Raw genomic sequence first — 19,643 nt, 5'->3', positions numbered from 1 at the left:
TGTCGCCCTTGACCTGAGCAACAGCGGCACGTGTGCGGATCAGGGCTACGCCGCCGCCAGGAACAATGCCTTCTTCGACTGCGGCGCGTGTTGCATGCAGAGCATCTTCAACACGTGCTTTCTTTTCCTTCATTTCGACTTCGGTAGCAGCACCGACGCGAATCACAGCAACACCGCCAGCCAGCTTGGCAACGCGTTCTTGCAGTTTTTCGCGATCGTAGTCGGAAGTGGCTTCTTCGATTTGAACGCGGATTTGTTTGACGCGCGCTTCGATGGACTTGCTGTCGCCAGCGCCGTCGATGATCGTGGTGTTTTCTTTAGCCACTTCAATGCGCTTAGCCTGGCCCAGTTCTTCCAGCGTGGCTTTTTCAAGCGACATGCCGGTTTCTTCCGAGATAACAGTGCCGCCGGTCAGGATGGCGATGTCTTCCAGCATGGCTTTACGGCGATCGCCGAAACCAGGAGCCTTCACAGCAGTCGTCTTGAGGATGCCACGGATGTTGTTCACAACCAGCGTAGCCAAGGCTTCGCCTTCGACGTCTTCAGCAACGATCAACAAAGGACGGCTGGATTTGGCAACTTGTTCCAGGATAGGAAGCAGATCGCGGATGTTGGTGATTTTCTTGTCGAAAATCAGGACATATGGATCTTCAAGAACCGACACTTGCTTGTCTGGGTTGTTGATGAAGTAAGGCGAGAGGTAGCCGCGATCGAACTGCATGCCTTCGACGACGTCGAGTTCGTTGTCCAGCGATTTGCCGTCTTCAACGGTAATAACGCCTTCCTTGCCGACCTTGTCCATCGCGTCAGCGATGATCTGGCCGATGGAGGTGTCGCTGTTGGCGGAGATCGAGCCGACCTGGGCGATTTCCTTGCTGGTCGTGACCGGCTTGGATTGCTTCTTCAGTTCAGCGACGGCGGCGGCGACAGCCTTGTCGATGCCGCGCTTCAGGTCGATCGGGTTGAAACCGGCGGCAACGTACTTCAGGCCTTCCATGACGATGGCTTGAGCCAGCACCGTGGCGGTGGTGGTGCCGTCACCGGCGTTGTCGGAGGTCTTGGAGGCAACGTCCTTGACCAGTTGGGCGCCGATGTTTTCGAACTTGTCCTTCAGTTCGATTTCCTTGGCGACGGAGACGCCGTCCTTGGTCACGGTCGGGGCGCCGAACGAGCGCTCCAGCACGACGTTGCGACCCTTGGGACCCAGGGTGGTCTTGACAGCGTTGGCGAGAACATTCACGCCGCGGACGATGCGCACGCGGGCGTCGTCACCGAACAATACTTGCTTGGCAGCCATTTCTTAGCTTCCTTCGAAAATTCGTTTGAGGCGGGGTTTACTGGACCACGGCGAGGATTTCGTCCTCGCGGATGACGAGCAGCTCTTCGCCGTCAACCTTCACGGACTGGCCGGCATACTTGCCGAACAGAACCTTGTCGCCAGCCTTCAGGTCGACCGGCAGGATCTTGCCGTCTTCGGTCTTCTTGCCGGGGCCGACGGCCACGACTTCACCCTGGTCGGGCTTTTCAGCGGCGCTGTCGGGGATAACGATGCCCGATGCAGTCTTGCGCTCGTTTTCGAGGCGTTTGACGATCACGCGATCGCCCAGGGGACGCAAGGCCATGAGGAACTCCTGTTGCTAAAAGAGAAGGGAATGATCGGTTAGGCCCGGGAACGCTGTTAGCACTCACCGGTGTCGAGTGCTAATTATAGGGATGATGTTCTAGGGTTCAAGGGGGAGGGAGGGCGCTGTTACATATTCGGGGAAGCTTGGTAGCCCCGCTGCCCACCCGGTGTCGAAGCCCCATTGAATTTGAGCCTCGGTTCACTCAAGCTGATATGTAACAAATGTGTGCATAGAGACGGCGAGCGGGTTGTGGCGAAGTCGATCAGGACGTCCCCAATAGCAACGAGGTCTCCACTACGTTGCTTTCATCGCCTTTTCCTTCTCCTCCTTCTCCTTTTTTTCTCCATCGCGATGAGACTTGATGGCGAGAAACATGCCCGTGCCCAACACGAGGAGTTTGAACGTACCGAAGACTAAAGGGACCCAAAAATTCATCATTTCCTCAAAACGCTGCTTCAGCAGCTTCATTTACTACTCGTGGGCCAGGCTAATACAAACGAACGATAGCCGTGAGGGCCACGAAAAACATCAGCCTGATTCCGACGAGTGTGAGATCACGCTGCTCGATTTCACCTTGCGTTCGGGGGGTGAAGAACACCGACTCTCCGTATCCCGACAAACTCAGCGCGGCGAGCGCCATCAGCAGGTGCCTTAGGCAGAACCCGAAGGTTTCTTCCCATGCCTTCATCCAGTGGCTGCTCAAAAAAAGCAACGCTGAAAGAGGTTGGGAGTGGAGGGAGTGAGCGCCATACTCCCTATAGACAGTCAAAGTTTACCGCCTAGCTCCATACATATTATTGAGTTGTTCGATTTGTACGTCGTTTCTGGTTTGCGCAAGTTGATGTACTGGAGAGCGAACATGCCCGCGCGCAAATGCGGACGAGGCAGCTGTTTTGCCGAAGCGCGGCACAACGTAAATAGCCCCGGCGTACGTACCGTACAAAGGTCAGGAGCGTCTGCCACTGCCAGCTAAAATCCCGCATTCGCATTGGCGGGTGTCACGAATGGGCAACCTCGATGCATTGCGTTTGCACCGTCGCCTGGCGCGACCACCGCGTCTCACCTTCGAAGCACAGATGAAAAATACGTTGATGGCCACGCACCTGCGCCTGGTCGGCATGGCCGCGCTCTGGGGCGCGTCGTGGTCTTGGGGCAAGGTCGTCACCCAGTCGATGGCTCCACTGGCCGCGGCCAGCCTGCGATTCCTGTTTGCCAGCGTGGCGTTGGTCCTGTGGATGCATCGCGCCTCGGCCCTGCGGGGCCTGAAGTCTCTGACGCTCAATCAATGGCTCGGCCTGGCCGCCGCCGCGCTGGCGGGCGTCTTCGGCTACTCCAGCTTCTTCATGTTGAGCCTGCAGTTGGTGCCGGCCGGCAAAGCCGCTATCGTGGTGACGCTGAACCCTGGCGCGACGCTGTTGCTGGCTGCGATCCTGTTCCGCGAACACCTCAACCCCGCCATCCTGGCCGGCATGGTTCTGTCGGCCATCGGTGCGTATATCGCCATCGGCGGCGGGGCTGCACAAGCCGCTGTCGGCTCCGGCTTGGGCCTCGGCGAACTGCTGTTGCTCGGCTGTGTGGCCTGCTGGGTGGCCTACACCCTGATCGGTCGGCTGGTGCTCAAAGGCGTGGACGCCCTGACGACCACCACGGTGACCACCGTGATCGGCGCGCTGATGCTGCTGCTCACCAGCCTGATCGTGGAAGGCATTCCCGCCTGGGCGAATTTGGGACAGGCCCCAGCCAGCGCGTGGGGCAGTCTGCTGGCCCTCGCGTTCGGTGCCACCGCCATCGCCTATGCCTGGTATTTCGAAGGCGTGAAGATGCTGGGTGCCGGCGCGGCCTCCGGCTACATCACGCTGGTGCCCGTGTTCGGCGTGCTGTTCTCCAGTCTCTGGCTGGGCGAAGCCACCCCAGCGAATCTGTTCATCGGCGCCGCCCTTGCGATCTCGGGCATGGCGATCATGCACGTCGGCCGGCGTCGCGCCGAGGCGCGACAGCGCCGATGAGCGGTCCTCCTGTTCTGCCCTATACCCACGACAGCATTCCGGCCCAGGAAACGACGTTCACGTAATGCCTGTGCTTTCCCGACTCGCCGTCGCCGAATAGGCTCAGGCGCATGATTACACTCTGACCGTGACTCGTGCTTCATTCCCGGGGGAGTAGATATGCAATTGGCTCAAGCATGACTAGCAACGGAGGGATCCAGGCGTCGGTCTATACCCGATGGCACCAGTTGTCGGTGCCCTTTGCCTTCGCCTTGGCGGCGGGCAGTTTCATGCTGGTGGTGTTCAACCGCGGGCCGATCGGCCTGGCGGCCGTGCTGGCGGTGCTGGGTTTGCTTGTGCCGCCGCTGGTGGCGTTCAAGGGCTTTCCCACTCCCAATACGGTCAGGGTGACGCCCGAGGGGCTGGAGTTTTCGCGCCGCTCTCCCGTCGCCTTCGCCCAGTTGTCCAGCTGGGGCACTGACGATTATCTCAAGCTGGTCCGCCCCGGCCTGCCGACGTTACTGGTCAGCGCTGTGGACCTGCCCAGGCGTGAACGCCTGTTGCGCGAGTTCGAGCAGGCGTTGGCCGCGTGGCAAAAGCGCCAGCCCGCCGGTACGCAGGCGGCGCGCCGCAAGCATTTCTATGGTTCCACGGGTGGGCGCCTGGCGGGCTTGTTGATTGCCGTTCTGGGGGCGGGTTCGGCGATCATGGCGCTGAGCTTGCGCGAGCCCTCGATGTCGCTGGCTATCGTTGGCGGGCTGGGAGCGCTGTTCGGATTGACGATGCTGTTTGGCGGGCGGGGCTGAAGGCGCTGGGGACGCCATAGCGCGGAAGCCCCCCGGCCGGCGAAGACATCCTGCTGCTGGAGTAAAATGCAACCCATTCCTATTCTCTTTTGAGACGACACCATGGGTGCTGCCGACTCGACCACGGCGCAGCGGCTGCACGTGCTGTACCGCAACCACCACGGCTGGCTCTATGGCTGGCTTCGCGGCCGGCTGGGCAACGCAGCCGATGCGGCTGACCTGGCGCAGGATGCGTTCCTCCGGTTGTTGTCGCGCCCGCGCGAGTTCGATGGGTTTGATGGCGAACGGGCTTATCTCAGCACGATGGCGCGCGGCTTGTGCGTCGATCTCTGGCGCCGGCGCGAGATCGAGCGGGCCTGGCTTGCCGCGCAGGCAGAGCGCCCGCAGGCGGTGCAGCCGTCCGCGGAACACCATGCCATCGTCATCGAGACCCTGTGCGAGATAGATGCGATGCTTGCGCGCTTGCCATGGCGCGCGGCTGAAGCCTTTCTCATGGCGATGGCCTATGGCATGACCGATCAGGAAATCGCCGCGGAATTGCAGGTTTCCGACCGCATGGTGCGCAAGTATGTGGCGCAGGCCATGCTGCATTGCGTGTCGCTTGAAGTCCAAGCCGCGCAAGCGTTGGCCGCATGTTCCTGAAATCAACGGCGAAGAGGGTGCGATGACGACGCAGGCGGTCCCCACGCATGAAGCCCTGGAACAGGCGGCGGAATGGTTCGCTGCCTTGCGGTCCAGTCTGCATCCCGAGCAAGACCGGCAGCAGTGGCAGGCTTGGCTGGATCAACGCGAAGAACACCGCATTGCCTGGCGCTATGTGGAAGACATCAGCCGGCGTTTCGCGCCCGTGCAGGGCGGAACTCCCGATCCCGCGACGGTGCATGCGCTCAAGACCGTACGCCTGCGGCAGCGGCGCCGCCAGGTGCTTGGCGGTCTTGCCGTGGCTTGCGGCGGGTGGCTGGCCTGGGCGGGGTGGCAGCACACGCCGCTGCGCCGCCTCACGCTCACCGCTATGGCGCAGCACCGGACCAGCACCGGCGAAGTGCGGGAAATTTCCCTGCCGGACGGCACGCGCGTGTGGCTCAACACCGCCAGTGCCGTCAATGTCAGCTATGCAGCGGATCTCCGGCTGCTGGAATTGGTGGCAGGAGAAATCCTGATCGAGACTGCTCACGATCCCGTCCGCCGCTTCGTGGTGCAGGCCGGGCAAGGCCGCATGACGGCGCTGGGCACGCGCTTCACCGTGGCTCTTGGCGACGACGCAAGCTACCTGGCCGTGTATGACGGCAGGGTTGCGTTGGAGGCAGGAAGCCGCAGCCAGGTCGTTGGCGCAGGCGAGCAGCTCACGTTCGGACGGGGGGGCAGTTGGCGGCTCGAGCCCGCCAGCCGGGCCCGCGAGGTCTGGGCCAACGGCGTACTGCTGGCCGACGATATTCCCCTGGGCGCGCTGCTGGAAGAGTTGGGGCGCTACATGCCTGGGCATCTCAGCGTCTCGCCCGAGGCGGCCCGCCTGCGGGTCGTGGGCGGCTTTCCCTTGCGCGACCCGGACCAGACGCTTGCACTGTTGGAAAGCGTGCTGCCCATCACGGTGAAGCGGACGCTGCCGTGGTGGACGGCCGTGGAACTGCGTCCGGCCTCCAGGCGGGATAGTTTGTAACTGCGGTTCCGGAATTCCGGGCTGGCTCGATACACAAGATCAGTGCACCACGGGGCAAGGTTGCACGCAGGGCGTGGGGCGGACAGTGCTGGCGACCTTCAACTATCGCTGGTAAGCCGCCATGACGTCGTCCCGCAGCGATCTCCGGCGCTGGAGCGCCGTGCACAAATGGTCCAGCCTGGCGGCGACATTGTGGCTGCTCCTGCTATGCCTGACCGGCCTGCCGCTCGTCTTCCACGACGAAATCGAAGCGGCGGTGGGCACGCATCCGGAATTGCCGGCGCGCGCGCCTGGGGCGCCAGCGCCATCGCTGGATCAGATCGTGGCCGATGCGCTGGCCGCCCGGCCGGGCAGCCGGGTCGACTCGCTTGGCATCATGCCGGACGTCCCCGCGCTATTGGTGATCTTGCGCAAGACGGATGCGCAGGGCGCAGACGCGGTGCAGCGGCAGTTCTATTCCTTGCAGGACGGGCGTCCCGTAGAGTTACCCCCGCCGCGCAGCGCAGGCCCGATGGAAACGGTCCGCCGGTTGCATACCGATCTGTACGCAGGCTTGCCGGGCACGTTGTTCCTGGGCGCAATGGGCTTGTTGCTTGCCGTTGCGATGGTGTCCGGCATCGCGTTGTATGGCCCGTTCATGCGCAAGCTGCCTTTTGGCAGCATCCGTCGCGATCGCAGCATCCGCATCCATTGGCTCGATCTGCACAATTTCCTGGGCATAGCGACGGCGGCCTGGATGCTGGTCATTGCGCTGACCGGCATCATAAATAGCCTGCACGATCCCCTGGCGGCGCTATGGCGCACACACCAACTGGCGGACATGGTGAACAGCGCCCGCCAGGATGGGCAGGGGCCGCCGCGGCGACTCGCGTCGGTCGATGCGGCCGTTGGCACGGTCTTGCATGCCGCACCCGATATGAAGGTGGCCTCGGTGTTTTTCCCCGGCTCGGCCTTCAGCAGCACGCGCCATTACGCGGTCTTCCTGCGAGGCGCCACGCCTATCGGTTCCCGCTTGCTGAAGCCTGCACTGGTGGATGCGGAGACCGGGGCATTGACCGCCATGGAAGACATGCCCTGGTACACGCGCATGCTGTTCCTGTCGCAGCCGCTGCATTTCGGCGATTACGGCGGGCTGCCGTTGAAGATCATATGGGCCGTGCTCGATGTCGTTGCCATCGTCGTCCTCGTCAGCGGGCTGTATCTTTGGCGCAGAAAGTACTCGGCGAAGTGATCGGCGCACCGCGAATCAAAGCGCCGCTCAAGTTCATTGAAATTTCTGGGCAAGAGTGCCATGTCCAATGAACCATGATGACCAAAGTGAATGAGCCCAATTTCGCTGGAGGTCTCAAATTTGGGTACAAAATAGCATCGTGACGTACCCTGCGGAATAGCCACCATCGGAGGTGCCGATGCCAACCCTTTCCTATGCAATCCTCGAGGTCCCTTCGACGTTGGGCCTGGCGACCGACGGTGTGGAACGTTTGCCGGATCAGCTCCTGGACCTCGGTCTTGCCGAGCGCATCCATGCACGTCGCAGCGGGCGGCTGGCGGTGCCTCCAAAGGATCCTACGCCCGATCCTGAGACCGGCGTCCTGAACGCCAGGGCAATTGCGGCGTGGTCGCCCAAGCTCGCCGACGCGGTGGAAGCGGTGCTGGATGCGGGCGAGTTTCCGGTTCTCCTGGGCGGCGATTGCACAATCCTGCTGGGTTCGATGCTCGCGTTCCGGCGGCGCGGTCGCTACGGTCTGTTGTTCATTGACGGAAACGCCGATTTTTTCCAGCCTGAGGCGGAGCCCAACGGTGAAGGCGCCTCGATGGACCTCGCCTTCGCCACCGGCTACGGTCCGCCGCTCTTGGCCGACGTTGAAGGACGCGGTCCGTTGGTCCGCCCCGAAGATGCCGTCGCGTTCGCGTATCGCGATCACCAGGACCAAGAGGAATACGGGAGCCAGCCTCTCCCCGAGGAACTCAAGACGCTCGATCTTCCCACCGTACGCGACATGGGTATTGAGGCCGCTGCGCGGACAGCGGTCGACCACCTGACGCGCGCAGAACTGGACGGTTTCTTTATCCACGTCGACGCGGACTGTCTTGATGACGCCATCATGCCGGCCGTGGATTTTCGCGTGCCTGGGGGATTGTCCTGGGACGAGTTGATGATCGCGCTCCGGATTGCCCTGTCGAGCGGCAAGGCAGTCGGCCTTGAGGTCACTATCTACAATCCGCGTCTTGATGAAGACGGCAGTGCCGGACGCGGTTTGGCCGACTTGCTGGCCGCAGCTCTCGGAACAGCCCATCCCTGGTGAGCGCATGTAACGCACGGACCCTGCGGGCAGGTCTCCGGGCCGCTCGGCGGCGCCATATCCGCGCGAGTTCAAGGCGGCGAAAATCGCGAAGTCCGCGCAGGGACGGCGCATTGGCCACACGGACGCGCAAGTTACATTCAATAAATTATTTGTATACAAAAACGTGCCGACTGTAGCCAATATATCGCCAGCTTTGACACAAAACGATTAGAAGGCTGGACACCCCAACGAGGAGAGAGCATGCGGCCGTGGCATGGGATGTGGACAAAAAAGAAAGTTCTGGCCCTGGCCCTGTTCGGGTTGGGCGGCATAGGAAGCCCTGCCGCCCATGCGGCCTGTTCTCCCACCTCGACGCCCGGCACCGGCCAGAGTGTCAGCTGTAGCGGGACCACCACCGGCCAGACCATCGAAGCCACGGCGGGCAGTACGGGCGTTACCATCACCGTCGCTCCCGGCGCCGTGTTTTCCACCAGTGCCACCCGGGCGCTTTCCGTGCAGGACGCCAGCACCCTTACCAACAATGGCACCATCCAGATGACCGGCGGCGCCGGTGGGTCGCGCGGCGCGATGGTTGGGTTCGGCAATAACAATACCTTGATCAACAACGGCGCCATCGTCACTTCGGGCACGGGTGTGCGCGGAATTTCGGTGCCCAACATCGGCAGTACCGGGACCACGATATTGAACGCCGGCTCGATCGCGACCAGCGGCGCCAGCGGACACGGTATTGCGGTCAACGGTCCGGGCAACAACGTCACCAATACCGGGACGATCCTGGTCAGTGGCACCGATGCCAAGGGCGTTTACCTGCAAGGCGGCAGCCCGACGGAAAATGTGTTCATCAACAGCGGCCTCATCCACGCGAGCGGCGCCAGCAGCAACAACCAGTTTGGGCCTGACGGTGTCCACGTCAACACCACCAACGCCAACGGGTTCTATTCGCGCGTGGAGAACCGGGCCGGCGGACGGATCATCAGCGACAACTCCTATGCATTGCGCGGCCAGAACGGCAATGATGTCTTCATCAACGAGGGCTATTTGCAAGGCAATGGCGGCGTATCGCGGGATACGGCCGTCTATATGGGCCCGCAAGGCACCGGTACCTTCATCCTGCGCACGGGCTCGGCAATCAAGGGGGGGGCTGACGGCGGGGGCGCTGTCAGCCGGGCTTACCTGGAGGGCACGGGCGTGGTCGACAACGTCTTTCGGAATTTCAACTCGTTGACCATGCGAGGCGCGGACTGGCGGTGGACGTCGGATTCGACCTTCACCGAGAGGGTGGATCTGCAGAGCGGGACGTTCTTTCTTGGCGGCACCTTGTCGAGCCCCAGCAACAGTCTTGCGGCGGGCGCGGTGCTGGCGGGTACGGGCACGTTGGCGGGCACGTTCTCCAATGCCGGCGAGCTTCGTCCCGGTCCCAACAACGGACAGGCTTTCGGGGCGCTGACGATCCGCGGTGACTACGTCAGCAATGGCGGCACCATGACGGTGAACACGGCGCTGGGAACCGACGGGTCCGCCTCCGACCGGCTGGTCCTGGATGGAGGACGCGCTTCAGGCGCCACCCCGATCACCGTTGTGAACCGCGGCGGCCAGGGTGGACTCACGACCGGGGACGGCATCCAGGTGGTGCAAGCGCTCAACGGTGCTTCAACTGCGGCCTCGGCATTCTCCCTGGCCGGCCCCGTGAATGCCGGGGCGTACGAATATCACCTGCACCGCGGCGGCAACGACGGCGCCAATCCCCAGAGCTGGTATCTGCGCTCGCAGGCGTACGTCGTGGACGGCCAGGTGGCGGAGAGCCTGGCCGAGGCCAACATGATCGCCGACGAGATACTTGCAGCGACGGGCTCTCGGCCATCGGTTTCCGATACGCCGCTATATCGCCCCGAAGTGGCGTTGTACAGCAGCATTCCAATGGTCGTACGCCGCATGGGGGTGATGCAACTGGGCACGTTCCACGAACGCCAGGGCAATCAGGCGCTGCTCCAGCGTGATGGCAATCAGCGGGCAACCTGGGTACGCGCTTTCGGCGCCAACTACAAGCAGTCCCTGGCCGGAGATGCCTCGCCGGGCTTCGACGGCGATCTGGCGGGTTTCCAGGTGGGACAGGATCTATATGCGCGTCGCGTGGATAGCGGCCAGCACCAGCTGGGGGTTTTCGGGGGATATACCTACGCGCGCGGCGACACGCATGGCTCGGCGGGTGGCGTTGCCGACGCGGCGACGGGCAGGCTCAGGCTGAACGGATACAGCGTCGGCGGTTATTGGGTCTATACCGGCAATTCGGGCTGGTATGTGGATACCGTCCTGATGAACACCTGGCTCGACATCAAGACCGACTCCAAGGGGCGTGGCGATGCCGATACGCGCGGCCAGACCTTCACCGCGTCGCTGGAGACCGGCTATCCGCTCGCCCTGTCGGAACGATGGAAGCTGGAGCCGCAGGCGCAACTCATCTATCAGCGCACGCGCATCGACGATTTCAACGATGGCATTTCCGACGTGAATATCCGTAATGACAATGCGGTCACCGGCCGTTTGGGCGCCCGGTTGCAGGGCGACTACGACAATGGCCGCACCCGGTGGCTGCCCTATGCCATGGTGAATCTGTGGCGCACTTTCAGCGGCACCAATGGCGTCGTTTTCGGCAGCGACGCCATCGATACGGAGCGCTCGGCCACGTCCATCGAACTTGCCGCCGGTTCGACCGTGGCGCTTTCTCCCGTGCTGGCCTTGTACGGCAAGCTGGGGTATTCGATGAGCGTCGACAGCAATTACCTGCGCAGCGCCGCTGCGCAGGTCGGCTTGAGATATACCTGGTAGGACGCCGTGCGCCGTCCGGCAAGTGGCGTTCGGTATTCTGCGGCGACGGCAGGCGCGGGCCGACGCTGTCTGCCGCCATCGCCGCATCTAGAACGTCATTCTGAAACCCGCGGTGCCGGTGACGGCGTAGCTGCCGGAGAAGTCCGCATCCGCATCGACCTGGCCATAGACGGCATATCGGTTGCCCCAGGCGTAATTGGCCCCTACGCCGAGGTTGCCCCAGGTGCGCGACATGCGGCTGGCTACCGGCACATCCGAAACCTGTATCCGCGTGCCATCCAGGAACTCATGTTTCAGGTTGACGACGCCATAGACGCTTGACTCACGCTTGACGCCTGCCGCCTGCCAATCGCTCCTGTAGTCCAGCGCCACGCCGATACGGCCCTGCAGGCTGTCACCCTTGTCGCTTTCGACACGAGCGCCGAATTTGTCGCTGAAACGGTCGAAGCGCGTCGATACATACGTCACTTGCGTCTGCGGGATCAGGGCCAGCCCTTCCTGCAACTCAAGCGCCTTGCCTGCTTCGATGCCTAGGCCATAGCTCTGCGCCTTGCGGCCGTCCTTCAGCTTCCCCGCCAGCCGGGAATTCAGGTCACTGTCGAACCAGGTCGCCTGCGCCTGGGCGTCGATGTAGACGCCGTTGCGGCCATACCAGGTCAGCGTCGGCGTCAGGCCATAGCGGGTGGTGTCGACGGAGCCGTTGCCGTAGGGCGACGACACACGAGTGTCGGACGTGCCGTAATGAAGGGCCAATCCGCCCACCAGGCGCGAACCATCCTGTTGCCCGGCCAGGACACGATCAACACCGAATTGCGCCTTCCAGCTGTCGATATCCTGGCGTTGGCCGGTGGTCGAAACGGAAGGATCGAGCCGGCTCGTCGTGCCTTCCATGCGGGCCCATACACCGTTGCGTCCGACACCCTGCGAATCGTAGAGGCGATTGCCTACCCGCTGGCGCAGCGTGGGAAGCTTGCTGAGTTCAAGCAAGGTGTTGGCGTAGGCCTCATAGACCGGCACGCCGGGCTGATAGAGCAGGGGCTGCTCCACAGGCGGCGTATCGCTATCGCCACCACCCGGAGGCGTGCCGGCGTCGATCAGCGATGATCGCAAATACCAGCTCCCGTCGCCCGAATCCTTTTGCAGGACATAGCCATACGCGCCGGCCACCAGCGCCGGGCGGCCGTTCATGACGTAATCGCCATTGGCCAGATTGAATTGACCCGCCGACACGCCGCTGACCTGCACAACCTGTATGCCCCGCTGGGTCAATGCGCCGGCGCCGCCCATGTTCTTCACGGTAACCGGCGTCGTGCCCGAGCTGGCGCCCGTGATCACCAGCTTGTCGGTGGGCGAATTATCGGCGCCAAGCTGCGTCCGGATCTCCAGATTGCCACCCTGGCCCGCATAGTCGCCGGCGACTGTCAGCGTGCCGAAGCCGCTGCGCGGGCCCGGTGCGATGGTGCCGTTGTTGGCCGTCGCGCCGACGCGCCCCGTGCCGGTCAGCCGGGCGCCCGCGAGCACGTTCACCGGCCCGCCGAGTGTGCCGTCAACCTGCAGCGTGCCGCCCTGGACCTCGGTGTTGCCCGTGAACGCGGAGCTGTTGCCAGACAAGGTCAGCGTGCCCGCGCCCAGCTTGTTGAGACTGGAGGTGCCGGAGAACGCGGTAAGCACGCGCACGTCGTGGGTGTTCGTATCGAACCAGGCGCCACCGCTCCCCACGGTCTGGGTGGAGAAGCCGTTCAGGAAATTGCCATGGTCACGAAGGGCACGCAGGATGCCGCCATCGAGATTGAAGGTGACGTTGCCGGCGCCCTTGACGACCGAGCCGGTCGCCAGCACGCCACGGCCGCTGCCATCGCCGTTCAGGTTCAGCGTGCCGGTGGCCGCGCCGGAAACGGCAATCCACGTATCGCTGGCGGCGACCGCCACTCCCCCCTTGTTGATGGTCAGCGTTCCGGTGCCCGCGGAACCGACTTGGATGCGGTCGCTTGCCGATAGCGTCGAGATGTCGGCCGTTGCGCTCGATATGGTCACGGTGCCGATGCTGCCCAAACCGTCGCCGATGTAGACCGTTGCCGCAGCCCCTGGACTGGCCGATCCGACGGTGCCGACGGTGGCTCCATCACGCACACGCAATTCTCCGATTCCCCCGAGACCAACGTAGATATTGTCGAATGGATCCCAGACCGATGACTGCCCCGAGACCGTTACGAGCCCGTTGCTGCCGGGGCGCCAGCCGATAATCCCCTGGCCGCTATGAACTGCGCCGCCATTGTCGATCTCCAGCGTACCTCTGCCGCCGGTGCCAACTTGAAGCGTGCCGGCCGTGGACAGGTTCCAGAGCGATCCCGGCCCGGAAATGACAGCCTCCCCCGTGCTGCCGAAATCGCGGCCGAGGCTGGCTGATACGCCTTGCGCCATGCCCCCGTCCTCGACCATCAGTTTGCCGATACTGCCATTCTCGGTCCCGACGGACACCAGGTCGCGGCTGGTCCACGTGGACGCCGTGCCTGCGCCGTCATCGCCCGACACCGTCAGGGTGCCCGAGCCGCCAACCAAGTCGCCAATGAAGGCCGACTCATTGATTACAGAGCCGCCGCCGGTGATGGTCAATGCCCCGACCGCGGATTTGCCGACGGTCAGATCACTACCAATAAGGATAAGGCTCCAGTTCGGCGACTGAACCGGACCGGGCAGCACCTCCCCGACACCGGAGACGGATTGGGCGTTTGCCGGGTTCGCGAAGTTGGCCGTGGATGCGACCAGGATTATCCATTTTGACCACCCCGCGCGATTGCAATGCTTGCCGACCACGACGCTTCCTCCCCAAGTAGATGCGAACCGCATGCGATCAATACGGCGGGCCGCGAGTTTTATTTATAGGTGTTTACCCGCGGTGGATGGCGCCGCAGGTTTCATATCTGTGCGCAACACTTTTCACTGCCTGCGTTGTCGCCGGCCGCGCGGCGGCCATGTCCAGCGTCGGCCGGCGCTTCAGCCGCAGCCGTGCAGTTTCGTCCGCGTCGCTTCGCCGCGTAGAGCAGATCGTCTGCTCGCTTCAACGCGCTGGCGAAAGGTTCTCCTGCTTGTACGAGGGTCACCCCCATGCTCACTGTGAAACGCGAATTTGGAGCGTGCGGCGCCCAGCGCTGCGACACGAAGCTGGTACGGATTTCATCGGCGATTGCGGTGGCGCTTTCCAGATTTGCCGCGGGCAGCAGCAGCAGGAACTCTTCTCCTCCCAGCCGGGCAGCATGGATGCGGGCGTCTGCCCGCGGTCTGAGCAGGGCGCCGAATCGGGCCAGCACCATGTCGCCTAACGGGTGGCCGAAGTCATCGTTGATGCGTTTGAAGTTGTCGATGTCGGCCATGATCAGCGCGGTTGACGTTGCCGCATCCGAGAACAGGCGCCCGGAAACGGAGGCCAGCAGGCTATCGAGTCCTTGGCGGTTCAGCAGGCCCGTCAAGGCGTCCGTATGGGCATGGCGACGGTACTTCTCTATGGCGTCGCAGCTCGTCGCGATGAAGACTGCGAAGGTCAGGACTATGCTTCCGAGCAGTCCGGTGTATTGGATCAGGATGCCCCAGACAGACGTTCTCCATTCGCCCGTTGCGAGCGGAGGTATCGGGGCGGCAACGTACAGGATGCACTGGCCCGTCAATACGAGCGCGATGAAGAGGAATGCGGCGGTGAGCACCCGGTCCGACGTAGTCACGGCCTGCCTGGCGAACGACAGCGTGGCCCGCCATGTCACGAGCGCGCAACAGGCCTGGACGAAGAACGTCTCCAGCTTTGCGCTGGCAAACAGCACGACCGAGACCACTACCATCGCCGTCGAGGCCAGCAGGACCGCAACATCGAAGCAGGGGGAAATCTGGCTGCCGCGGCGGCTCTGGAGGGCGCGACAGGCCAGGATGACACCGCCCAGAATGAATGCATCCTCGACGACCTGTTTATAGGGGGAAAGTGCGCTGGCCTGCACCAGCATGAGGGCGTAGCCCGCGCCCAGGCACGCCAGGGCGCAGCCCCACCGGAGCGTATTGAAGCCTACGAAGCGTGCGGCGCAGAGTCCGACGGCGCACAGCAGGATCGCCGCGGGCACGGACCATTCGAGGAGGGTTGCGGGCATGGACAGCCGAATACGTGGAACAGTACACAGTCGAACGCATGCGCGACTGACACAATTGGTATGGGAAAAGATTACGGTGTGTTGCAATGTATCGCCAGGACTCAACAGTCAAGGATTGTCAAGCGTTGCGGCCGTCTTCGCCGGGAAGCGAAAGCCGGTACCCGCTGGACGCTGAACGACCAGGGAGCGACTTGGCGGCTGTCAGCTGGCCGACAGCCGGGCGCGAGGGGCTGCGGCTACACTTCCGGCATCCCGCGCCGATGGCCGCCGGACCGGTTCCGTGCCATGGAGCAAGGCGGCGGGCAGGCGGCCGACCTCTCATTTTCCCGCCATGCCGCAACCCGATTCGTTCAATCTGAAGCAGATCGCCGTGCCGGCGTTCGGCCCGTCGCTGCTCTATGGCATCAGCAACGGCGCCATCCTTCCCGTGATCGCGCTGACCGCGCGCGATCAGGGAGCGTCGATGGCTACCGCCGGCCTGATAGCCGCCCTCATCGGGGTCGGCTCGCTGCTTTCCAACATTCCGTCCGCGTTGATCACCCATCGCTACGGCGAGAAGCGAGCCATGGCCGGCGCGGCCGTGTTGAGCGTGGTCGGCCTGCTGCTCGTGATCGGCGTGCCCAACCTCTGGGTGCTGGCGCTGGCCATGCTGATGCAGGGATGTGCGCAGTCGGTGTTTCAGCTGGCGCGCCAGAGCTACATGATTGAGGTCGTGCCGCTGGCGTACAGGGCGCGCGCCCTGTCCACGCTCGGCGGTACGACGCGGATCGGTACCTTCTTCGGCCCCTTCGCGGGCGCGGGGCTGATCCATTTCCTGGGGCTCGACGGGGCCTATTGGATTGCCATCTGCGCCATGCTCGGCGCGGGATTCATCGCCATCAAGGCGCCCGACATCGAGCCCTCGGCGGGTGTGGGCGCGGGCGCGCGGCGTGCGCGCATGGGCGAGGTCGCGCGCGACCATCGCGGCGTGTACGCCACGCTCGGCGTGGGCGTGATGCTGATCAGCGCGCTACGCGCGTCGCGCCAGGTGGTGATACCGCTGTGGGCAGACCATCTGGGTCTGGACGCCACCACCACCTCGCTCATCTACGGGCTGGTCGCCGCAGTCGACATGTCGGTGTTTTATCCGGCGGGCAAGGTCATGGACCAGCGCGGCCGCATGTGGGTGGCGGTGCCTTGCACGCTGCTGATGGGGCTGAGCCTGATGGCCATCCCGCTCACCGACGGGGTGGCGAGTTTCATCCTGGCGTCGGCGCTGCTGGGATTCGGCAACGGCATCGGATCGGGCATCGTGATGACACTCGGCGCCGACGCCGCGCCAGCGGGCGCGCGTACGCAGTTTCTCGGCATCTGGCGCTTCATGGCCGACCTGGGTTCGAGCGGCGGACCGGTGGCGCTGTCGGTGCTGACCGCACTGGTGTCGCTCGGCGGCGCATCGTTCGGCGTCGGCACGCTGGGCCTGGTGGCGGCGGGCGTATTCTGGCGCTGGCTGCCGCGTAACGCGCAGGCTTGAGCGCAGCGCGTCAGCGTTGCAGTAATTGTTGCCCCAGGCCTTCGATATCGCTGCTCGCTTGACCATCTTCCGCGCGCCGGAACGTCATGACATCGCAACAAGATCGTCATGCTTGGCGCTTACCATACGCGCTCATTCTCTGTCTTGCGGCGGTCTGCGTTGGATTCTCTCGTGCGTATGCCCTATTTCGCTGACCCACATCTCCCGCCTTCCCCGCCAGCGATGCGCGCAGCGGCGTGAGGCGGGTGCGCAACATGGTCGCATCCCTGGCCGCAGGCGCAGCCATTGTCTCGTCCGCCCAGGTGGAGGCCGAAGCCTTGCCTGGCCAAGCCCCTCTCCCGGTTTACGCTTTCGATTGGCCGTCCCAGCCGCTGCATGATGCTCTGCAGCAATACAGCAAGTTGACCGGTGACTCCGTGCTGTATGACAGCGGCCAGACGGCAGGCAAGACGGTGCCGGCGTTAACAGGTAGCTACACGGCGCGGGAGGCGCTGGCGCGACTGTTGGTCGGGACGGAACTGCAGGCTCGCTACACTGCCCCGCAAGCGCTGCTGCTGATGCCTCGGATGAACACTCCATCCGCGCCCTCCGCCCCGCGCGTATCCCATGCCGCTCGCCAACAGTTCTATGGCCTTCTGCAGATCCGCGTACTGGCTGCGCTATGCGCTCGCCCGGCCTTGCGCACCGGCGACTATCGCGCCGCCCTGCGAGTCAGCATCGACCACCAGCATGCCCTGTCGGACGTGCAGGTGCACGCCACCGGCCGGCCAGAGATGGAGCCAGCCCTGCGCGAGGTGCTCGCCGGCTTGCCTGTTGGCGCCCCGCCGCCTGGTTTTGGCCTGCCCGTTGTCCTGGTGGTCTCGCCCGAGGCCGCCCGCCGTCATGGTGGCTGTGCGCCATGAGCGGCGCCGGCCTGGCCGCGTTGCGGCGTTTGGTCATCGAGCGATACGAGGCCATCAAGCAACAGGTGTCGCGCCGGCTAGGAGGCGCGTCGGATCTGGCTGGCGACGCTTTGCACGATGCCTATATGCGTCTGTCCGTGCGCGACGATCTGGACAGCATCCGTCACCCGCAGTCCTATCTGGTCAACACGGCCGTGCACGTGGCTATCGATCGCATCCGGCAGGACGTGCGGCTGCTCAGTGAAAGTGAAGTCAGTGAATTCTTTGATGTAGCGGATATCTCCCCGGGGCCGGACGATGTGACGCGGTCGCGCTCGGATCTGGCCCAGATGTTCAAGGCGCTGGAAGCGCTGACGCCTCGTCAGCGCGATATCCTGCTTGCCGCGCGTTTGGAAGGCTTGTCGCGTTCCGACCTTGCCAAGCGCTGGGGCATATCCGTGCGGCTGGTGGGACGTGAACTCCAAACCGCGCACGAACACTGCGTGCGAGCGATGGCGCGTGCGGAGGAATAATTGCAAGAAAGTGTTTGTTTCCGCTCGATCGGGTTCCGTTCCGGCTTCCGGGAAACGTCTAGGTATCAGAACGGCAGATAACGCCGCGCAGGCGAACGACCCTCCATGAATTCCGACCATAACCCCGTACTCGATCCCGCCCTGGAGCGCGAGGCTCACGCCTGGGCGCGCGCCTTGGCGACCGGTTCGCCCACCACGCGGGACGGTGATGCCTTCAAGGCGTGGCGTGCCCAGAGCGAGGCGCATGAACGTGCCTGGTTGCGCGCCGCGCTGGCCTGGCGGGAGCTGGGGCAGGTCGCGCACGCGTACGTGGCGCACCGTCCGGGGCGGGTGGAGGCGCGTTCCACTCCGGCCAAACCGGGCAGACGGTGGTTGCTGGCGGCGGGGGGCGGCGCGTTTGCCAGCATGGCGGCGGTCGCGTTGCTGCGGCCGCCTTTCGGCCTGTGGCCGTCCTGGGCGCAGGCCAGCGCAGACTATCGCACCGTCACGGGCGAACAGCGCAATATCGAGATAGCCGAGCAGCAGCTGAAGCTGGCGCTGAATACGCAGACCAGCATCAACGTGACCACGGGCGTCGAGCCGCGCATTGAACTCGTCTCGGGAGAGGCCGCCATCCAGGCCACTCGAAGCCAGCCCTGCGCGGTGCTGGCCGGGCAGGCGCGCATGCGGCTGACCTCCGGAGACATTGAGGTACGCCGCCTGCGCGGCGACCGTGTCCACCTGCGCTGCAACAGCGGGCAGGTCGAGTTGCAGCATCCCAAAGCCACATTGCTGCTGCAGGCTGGGCAGCAGCTCGGCTACAGCGCCGATACGCTGGATGCGCCGGCCGCCATCATGCAGACGGCGTCGGACTGGCGTGGGGGCATCGTCAGCTTTCGTGACCTGCCGCTGAACCTTGCGGTGGAAGAGATCAACCGCTATCGGCCTGGCCGCGTGGTGCTGATGAACGATTCGCTGGCTCGGCATCGCCTGAGCGCACGCTACGAGGTGAAGAACCTGGATCAGGCGATCGCGCAGATACAGCAACTCTATGGCGTTTCGGTGCGGCGTGTGGGCGAAGTGGTGTTCCTGAGCTGAGACGGCTCGCGCGGGATGGAACGTCTGTCATGAAAAATTCATGCGGATTCCTGTGCCGAGTCTCTGGGTGTCATTCGACTAGATGAGTAAGCGGGCACGGTGGCCATGCCGCCACCGCCCTTCATCGACACTCCAGAATCACGCCATGCCCTCGTCCACGTCCGCTACGACCTTTGCCCAATCCCGCCCGCTCCACGTCCCCTTGCGTGCGGTCTCGCGCCATCGCGGTGGCCGGCCCGTCTGGCGCCGGAGCCCGCTTTCGCAGGCCCTGGCGGCGCTTGCGATCGCGGGCAGCGCCAGCGGC

Annotated in this window: 17 protein-coding genes; 11 read left to right on the top strand and 6 right to left on the bottom strand. The window is 63.9% G+C overall.

Annotated features, from left to right (window positions below):
- The 4 genes from groL to VIR09_RS27070 all read right to left on the bottom strand — a co-directional run.
- Nucleotides 1–1,297, bottom strand: a 1,297-nt coding sequence (groL, locus tag VIR09_RS27085; RefSeq protein ID WP_332015675.1) for a chaperonin GroEL, incomplete at its 3' end; no start/stop codon positions are given.
- A 37-nt stretch (nucleotides 1,298–1,334) separates the two neighbouring features.
- Nucleotides 1,335–1,622: a co-chaperone GroES gene (gene groES / locus VIR09_RS27080; protein ID WP_006221616.1), complete on the bottom strand. Its 288-nt coding sequence runs from the start codon at nucleotides 1,620–1,622 to the stop codon at nucleotides 1,335–1,337.
- A gap of 297 nt (nucleotides 1,623–1,919) precedes the next feature.
- Nucleotides 1,920–2,093 carry a hypothetical protein gene (locus tag VIR09_RS27075; protein ID WP_332015674.1) on the bottom strand — a complete coding sequence of 58 codons (174 nt, stop codon included), beginning with the start codon at nucleotides 2,091–2,093 and terminating at the stop codon, nucleotides 1,920–1,922.
- Nucleotides 2,094–2,112: 19 nt separating this feature from the next.
- Nucleotides 2,113–2,313, bottom strand: coding sequence for a hypothetical protein (locus VIR09_RS27070; RefSeq protein ID WP_332015673.1), 201 nt, complete (start codon nucleotides 2,311–2,313; stop codon nucleotides 2,113–2,115).
- A 388-nt stretch (nucleotides 2,314–2,701) separates the two neighbouring features.
- Here VIR09_RS27070 and VIR09_RS27065 point away from each other — a divergent pair, with 388 nt between their 5' ends.
- The 7 genes from VIR09_RS27065 to VIR09_RS27035 all read left to right on the top strand — a co-directional run bounded on the left by VIR09_RS27065 (nucleotide 2,702) and on the right by VIR09_RS27035 (nucleotide 11,205).
- Nucleotides 2,702–3,631: a DMT family transporter gene (locus VIR09_RS27065; RefSeq protein ID WP_332015672.1), complete on the top strand. Its 930-nt coding sequence runs from the start codon at nucleotides 2,702–2,704 to the stop codon at nucleotides 3,629–3,631.
- 176 nt (nucleotides 3,632–3,807) lie between these two features.
- The gene (locus tag VIR09_RS27060) at nucleotides 3,808–4,416 is read left to right on the top strand and encodes a hypothetical protein (RefSeq protein WP_332015671.1); all 609 of its coding nucleotides are present in this window, start codon (nucleotides 3,808–3,810) and stop codon (nucleotides 4,414–4,416) included.
- Between the two features lie 102 nt (nucleotides 4,417–4,518).
- A complete protein-coding gene (locus VIR09_RS27055; protein ID WP_332015670.1) occupies nucleotides 4,519–5,058 on the top strand; it encodes a sigma-70 family RNA polymerase sigma factor in 540 nt (179 codons plus the stop codon).
- Nucleotides 5,059–5,080: 22 nt separating this feature from the next.
- Nucleotides 5,081–6,073 carry a FecR family protein gene (locus VIR09_RS27050; protein WP_332015669.1) on the top strand — a complete coding sequence of 331 codons (993 nt, stop codon included), beginning with the start codon at nucleotides 5,081–5,083 and terminating at the stop codon, nucleotides 6,071–6,073.
- A gap of 121 nt (nucleotides 6,074–6,194) precedes the next feature.
- Entirely contained in the window at nucleotides 6,195–7,304 is a 1,110-nt protein-coding gene (locus VIR09_RS27045; protein WP_332015668.1) for a PepSY-associated TM helix domain-containing protein, read from the top strand.
- 178 nt (nucleotides 7,305–7,482) lie between these two features.
- Nucleotides 7,483–8,379 (top strand): arginase family protein, encoded by an 897-nt coding sequence (locus VIR09_RS27040; protein ID WP_332015667.1) that lies wholly within the window; start codon nucleotides 7,483–7,485, stop codon nucleotides 8,377–8,379.
- A 240-nt stretch (nucleotides 8,380–8,619) separates the two neighbouring features.
- Nucleotides 8,620–11,205, top strand: coding sequence for an autotransporter outer membrane beta-barrel domain-containing protein (locus VIR09_RS27035; RefSeq protein WP_332015666.1), 2,586 nt, complete (start codon nucleotides 8,620–8,622; stop codon nucleotides 11,203–11,205).
- 87 nt (nucleotides 11,206–11,292) lie between these two features.
- Here VIR09_RS27035 and VIR09_RS27030 read toward each other — a convergent pair whose 3' ends face one another.
- Nucleotides 11,293–14,019, bottom strand: coding sequence for an autotransporter outer membrane beta-barrel domain-containing protein (locus VIR09_RS27030; protein ID WP_332015665.1), 2,727 nt, complete (start codon nucleotides 14,017–14,019; stop codon nucleotides 11,293–11,295).
- A gap of 101 nt (nucleotides 14,020–14,120) precedes the next feature.
- The gene (locus VIR09_RS27025) at nucleotides 14,121–15,335 is read right to left on the bottom strand and encodes a GGDEF domain-containing protein (protein ID WP_332015664.1); all 1,215 of its coding nucleotides are present in this window, start codon (nucleotides 15,333–15,335) and stop codon (nucleotides 14,121–14,123) included.
- Nucleotides 15,336–15,666: 331 nt separating this feature from the next.
- Between VIR09_RS27025 and VIR09_RS27020 the strand changes: the two genes are divergently transcribed.
- The 4 genes from VIR09_RS27020 (at nucleotide 15,667) to VIR09_RS27005 (ending at nucleotide 19,339) form a co-directional block, all read left to right on the top strand.
- Complete coding sequence (locus VIR09_RS27020) at nucleotides 15,667–16,848, top strand: MFS transporter (protein ID WP_332015663.1); 1,182 nt, start codon at nucleotides 15,667–15,669, stop codon at nucleotides 16,846–16,848.
- A gap of 254 nt (nucleotides 16,849–17,102) precedes the next feature.
- Complete coding sequence (locus VIR09_RS27015; RefSeq protein WP_332015662.1) at nucleotides 17,103–17,750, top strand: STN domain-containing protein; 648 nt, start codon at nucleotides 17,103–17,105, stop codon at nucleotides 17,748–17,750.
- Complete coding sequence (locus VIR09_RS27010) at nucleotides 17,747–18,262, top strand: sigma-70 family RNA polymerase sigma factor (RefSeq protein ID WP_332015661.1); 516 nt, start codon at nucleotides 17,747–17,749, stop codon at nucleotides 18,260–18,262. Before VIR09_RS27015 ends, VIR09_RS27010 begins: the two co-directional genes overlap by 4 nt.
- Before the next feature lie 105 nt (nucleotides 18,263–18,367).
- Entirely contained in the window at nucleotides 18,368–19,339 is a 972-nt protein-coding gene (locus tag VIR09_RS27005) for a FecR family protein (RefSeq protein WP_332015660.1), read from the top strand.
- Nucleotides 19,340–19,643: the final 304 nt, after the last annotated feature.

The sequence above is a fragment of the Achromobacter sp. genome, from assembly GCF_036567245.1.
Lineage (GTDB): Bacteria > Pseudomonadota > Gammaproteobacteria > Burkholderiales > Burkholderiaceae_B > Achromobacter.
The sequence above is the reverse complement of the archived record's forward strand: the minus strand, read 5'-3'. Positions and strand labels throughout refer to the sequence as shown.

Bases quoted from the DNA above. Each gene is read 5' to 3' on its own strand.
- VIR09_RS27025 (WP_332015664.1), bottom strand. From the start codon at position 15,335: ATGCCCGCAACCCTCCTCGAATGGTCCGTGCCCGCGGCGATCCTGCTG.
- VIR09_RS27005 (WP_332015660.1), top strand. From the start codon at position 18,368: ATGAATTCCGACCATAACCCCGTACTCGATCCCGCCCTGGAGCGCGAG.
- VIR09_RS27010 (WP_332015661.1), top strand. From the start codon at position 17,747: ATGAGCGGCGCCGGCCTGGCCGCGTTGCGGCGTTTGGTCATCGAGCGA.
- VIR09_RS27050 (WP_332015669.1), top strand. From the start codon at position 5,081: ATGACGACGCAGGCGGTCCCCACGCATGAAGCCCTGGAACAGGCGGCG.
- VIR09_RS27070 (WP_332015673.1), bottom strand. From the start codon at position 2,313: ATGAAGGCATGGGAAGAAACCTTCGGGTTCTGCCTAAGGCACCTGCTG.
- VIR09_RS27060 (WP_332015671.1), top strand. From the start codon at position 3,808: ATGACTAGCAACGGAGGGATCCAGGCGTCGGTCTATACCCGATGGCAC.
- groES (WP_006221616.1), bottom strand. From the start codon at position 1,622: ATGGCCTTGCGTCCCCTGGGCGATCGCGTGATCGTCAAACGCCTCGAA.
- VIR09_RS27055 (WP_332015670.1), top strand. From the start codon at position 4,519: ATGGGTGCTGCCGACTCGACCACGGCGCAGCGGCTGCACGTGCTGTAC.
- VIR09_RS27075 (WP_332015674.1), bottom strand. From the start codon at position 2,093: ATGAAGCTGCTGAAGCAGCGTTTTGAGGAAATGATGAATTTTTGGGTC.
- VIR09_RS27035 (WP_332015666.1), top strand. From the start codon at position 8,620: ATGCGGCCGTGGCATGGGATGTGGACAAAAAAGAAAGTTCTGGCCCTG.
- VIR09_RS27045 (WP_332015668.1), top strand. From the start codon at position 6,195: ATGACGTCGTCCCGCAGCGATCTCCGGCGCTGGAGCGCCGTGCACAAA.
- VIR09_RS27065 (WP_332015672.1), top strand. From the start codon at position 2,702: ATGAAAAATACGTTGATGGCCACGCACCTGCGCCTGGTCGGCATGGCC.
- VIR09_RS27015 (WP_332015662.1), top strand. From the start codon at position 17,103: ATGGTCGCATCCCTGGCCGCAGGCGCAGCCATTGTCTCGTCCGCCCAG.
- VIR09_RS27040 (WP_332015667.1), top strand. From the start codon at position 7,483: ATGCCAACCCTTTCCTATGCAATCCTCGAGGTCCCTTCGACGTTGGGC.
- VIR09_RS27020 (WP_332015663.1), top strand. From the start codon at position 15,667: ATGCCGCAACCCGATTCGTTCAATCTGAAGCAGATCGCCGTGCCGGCG.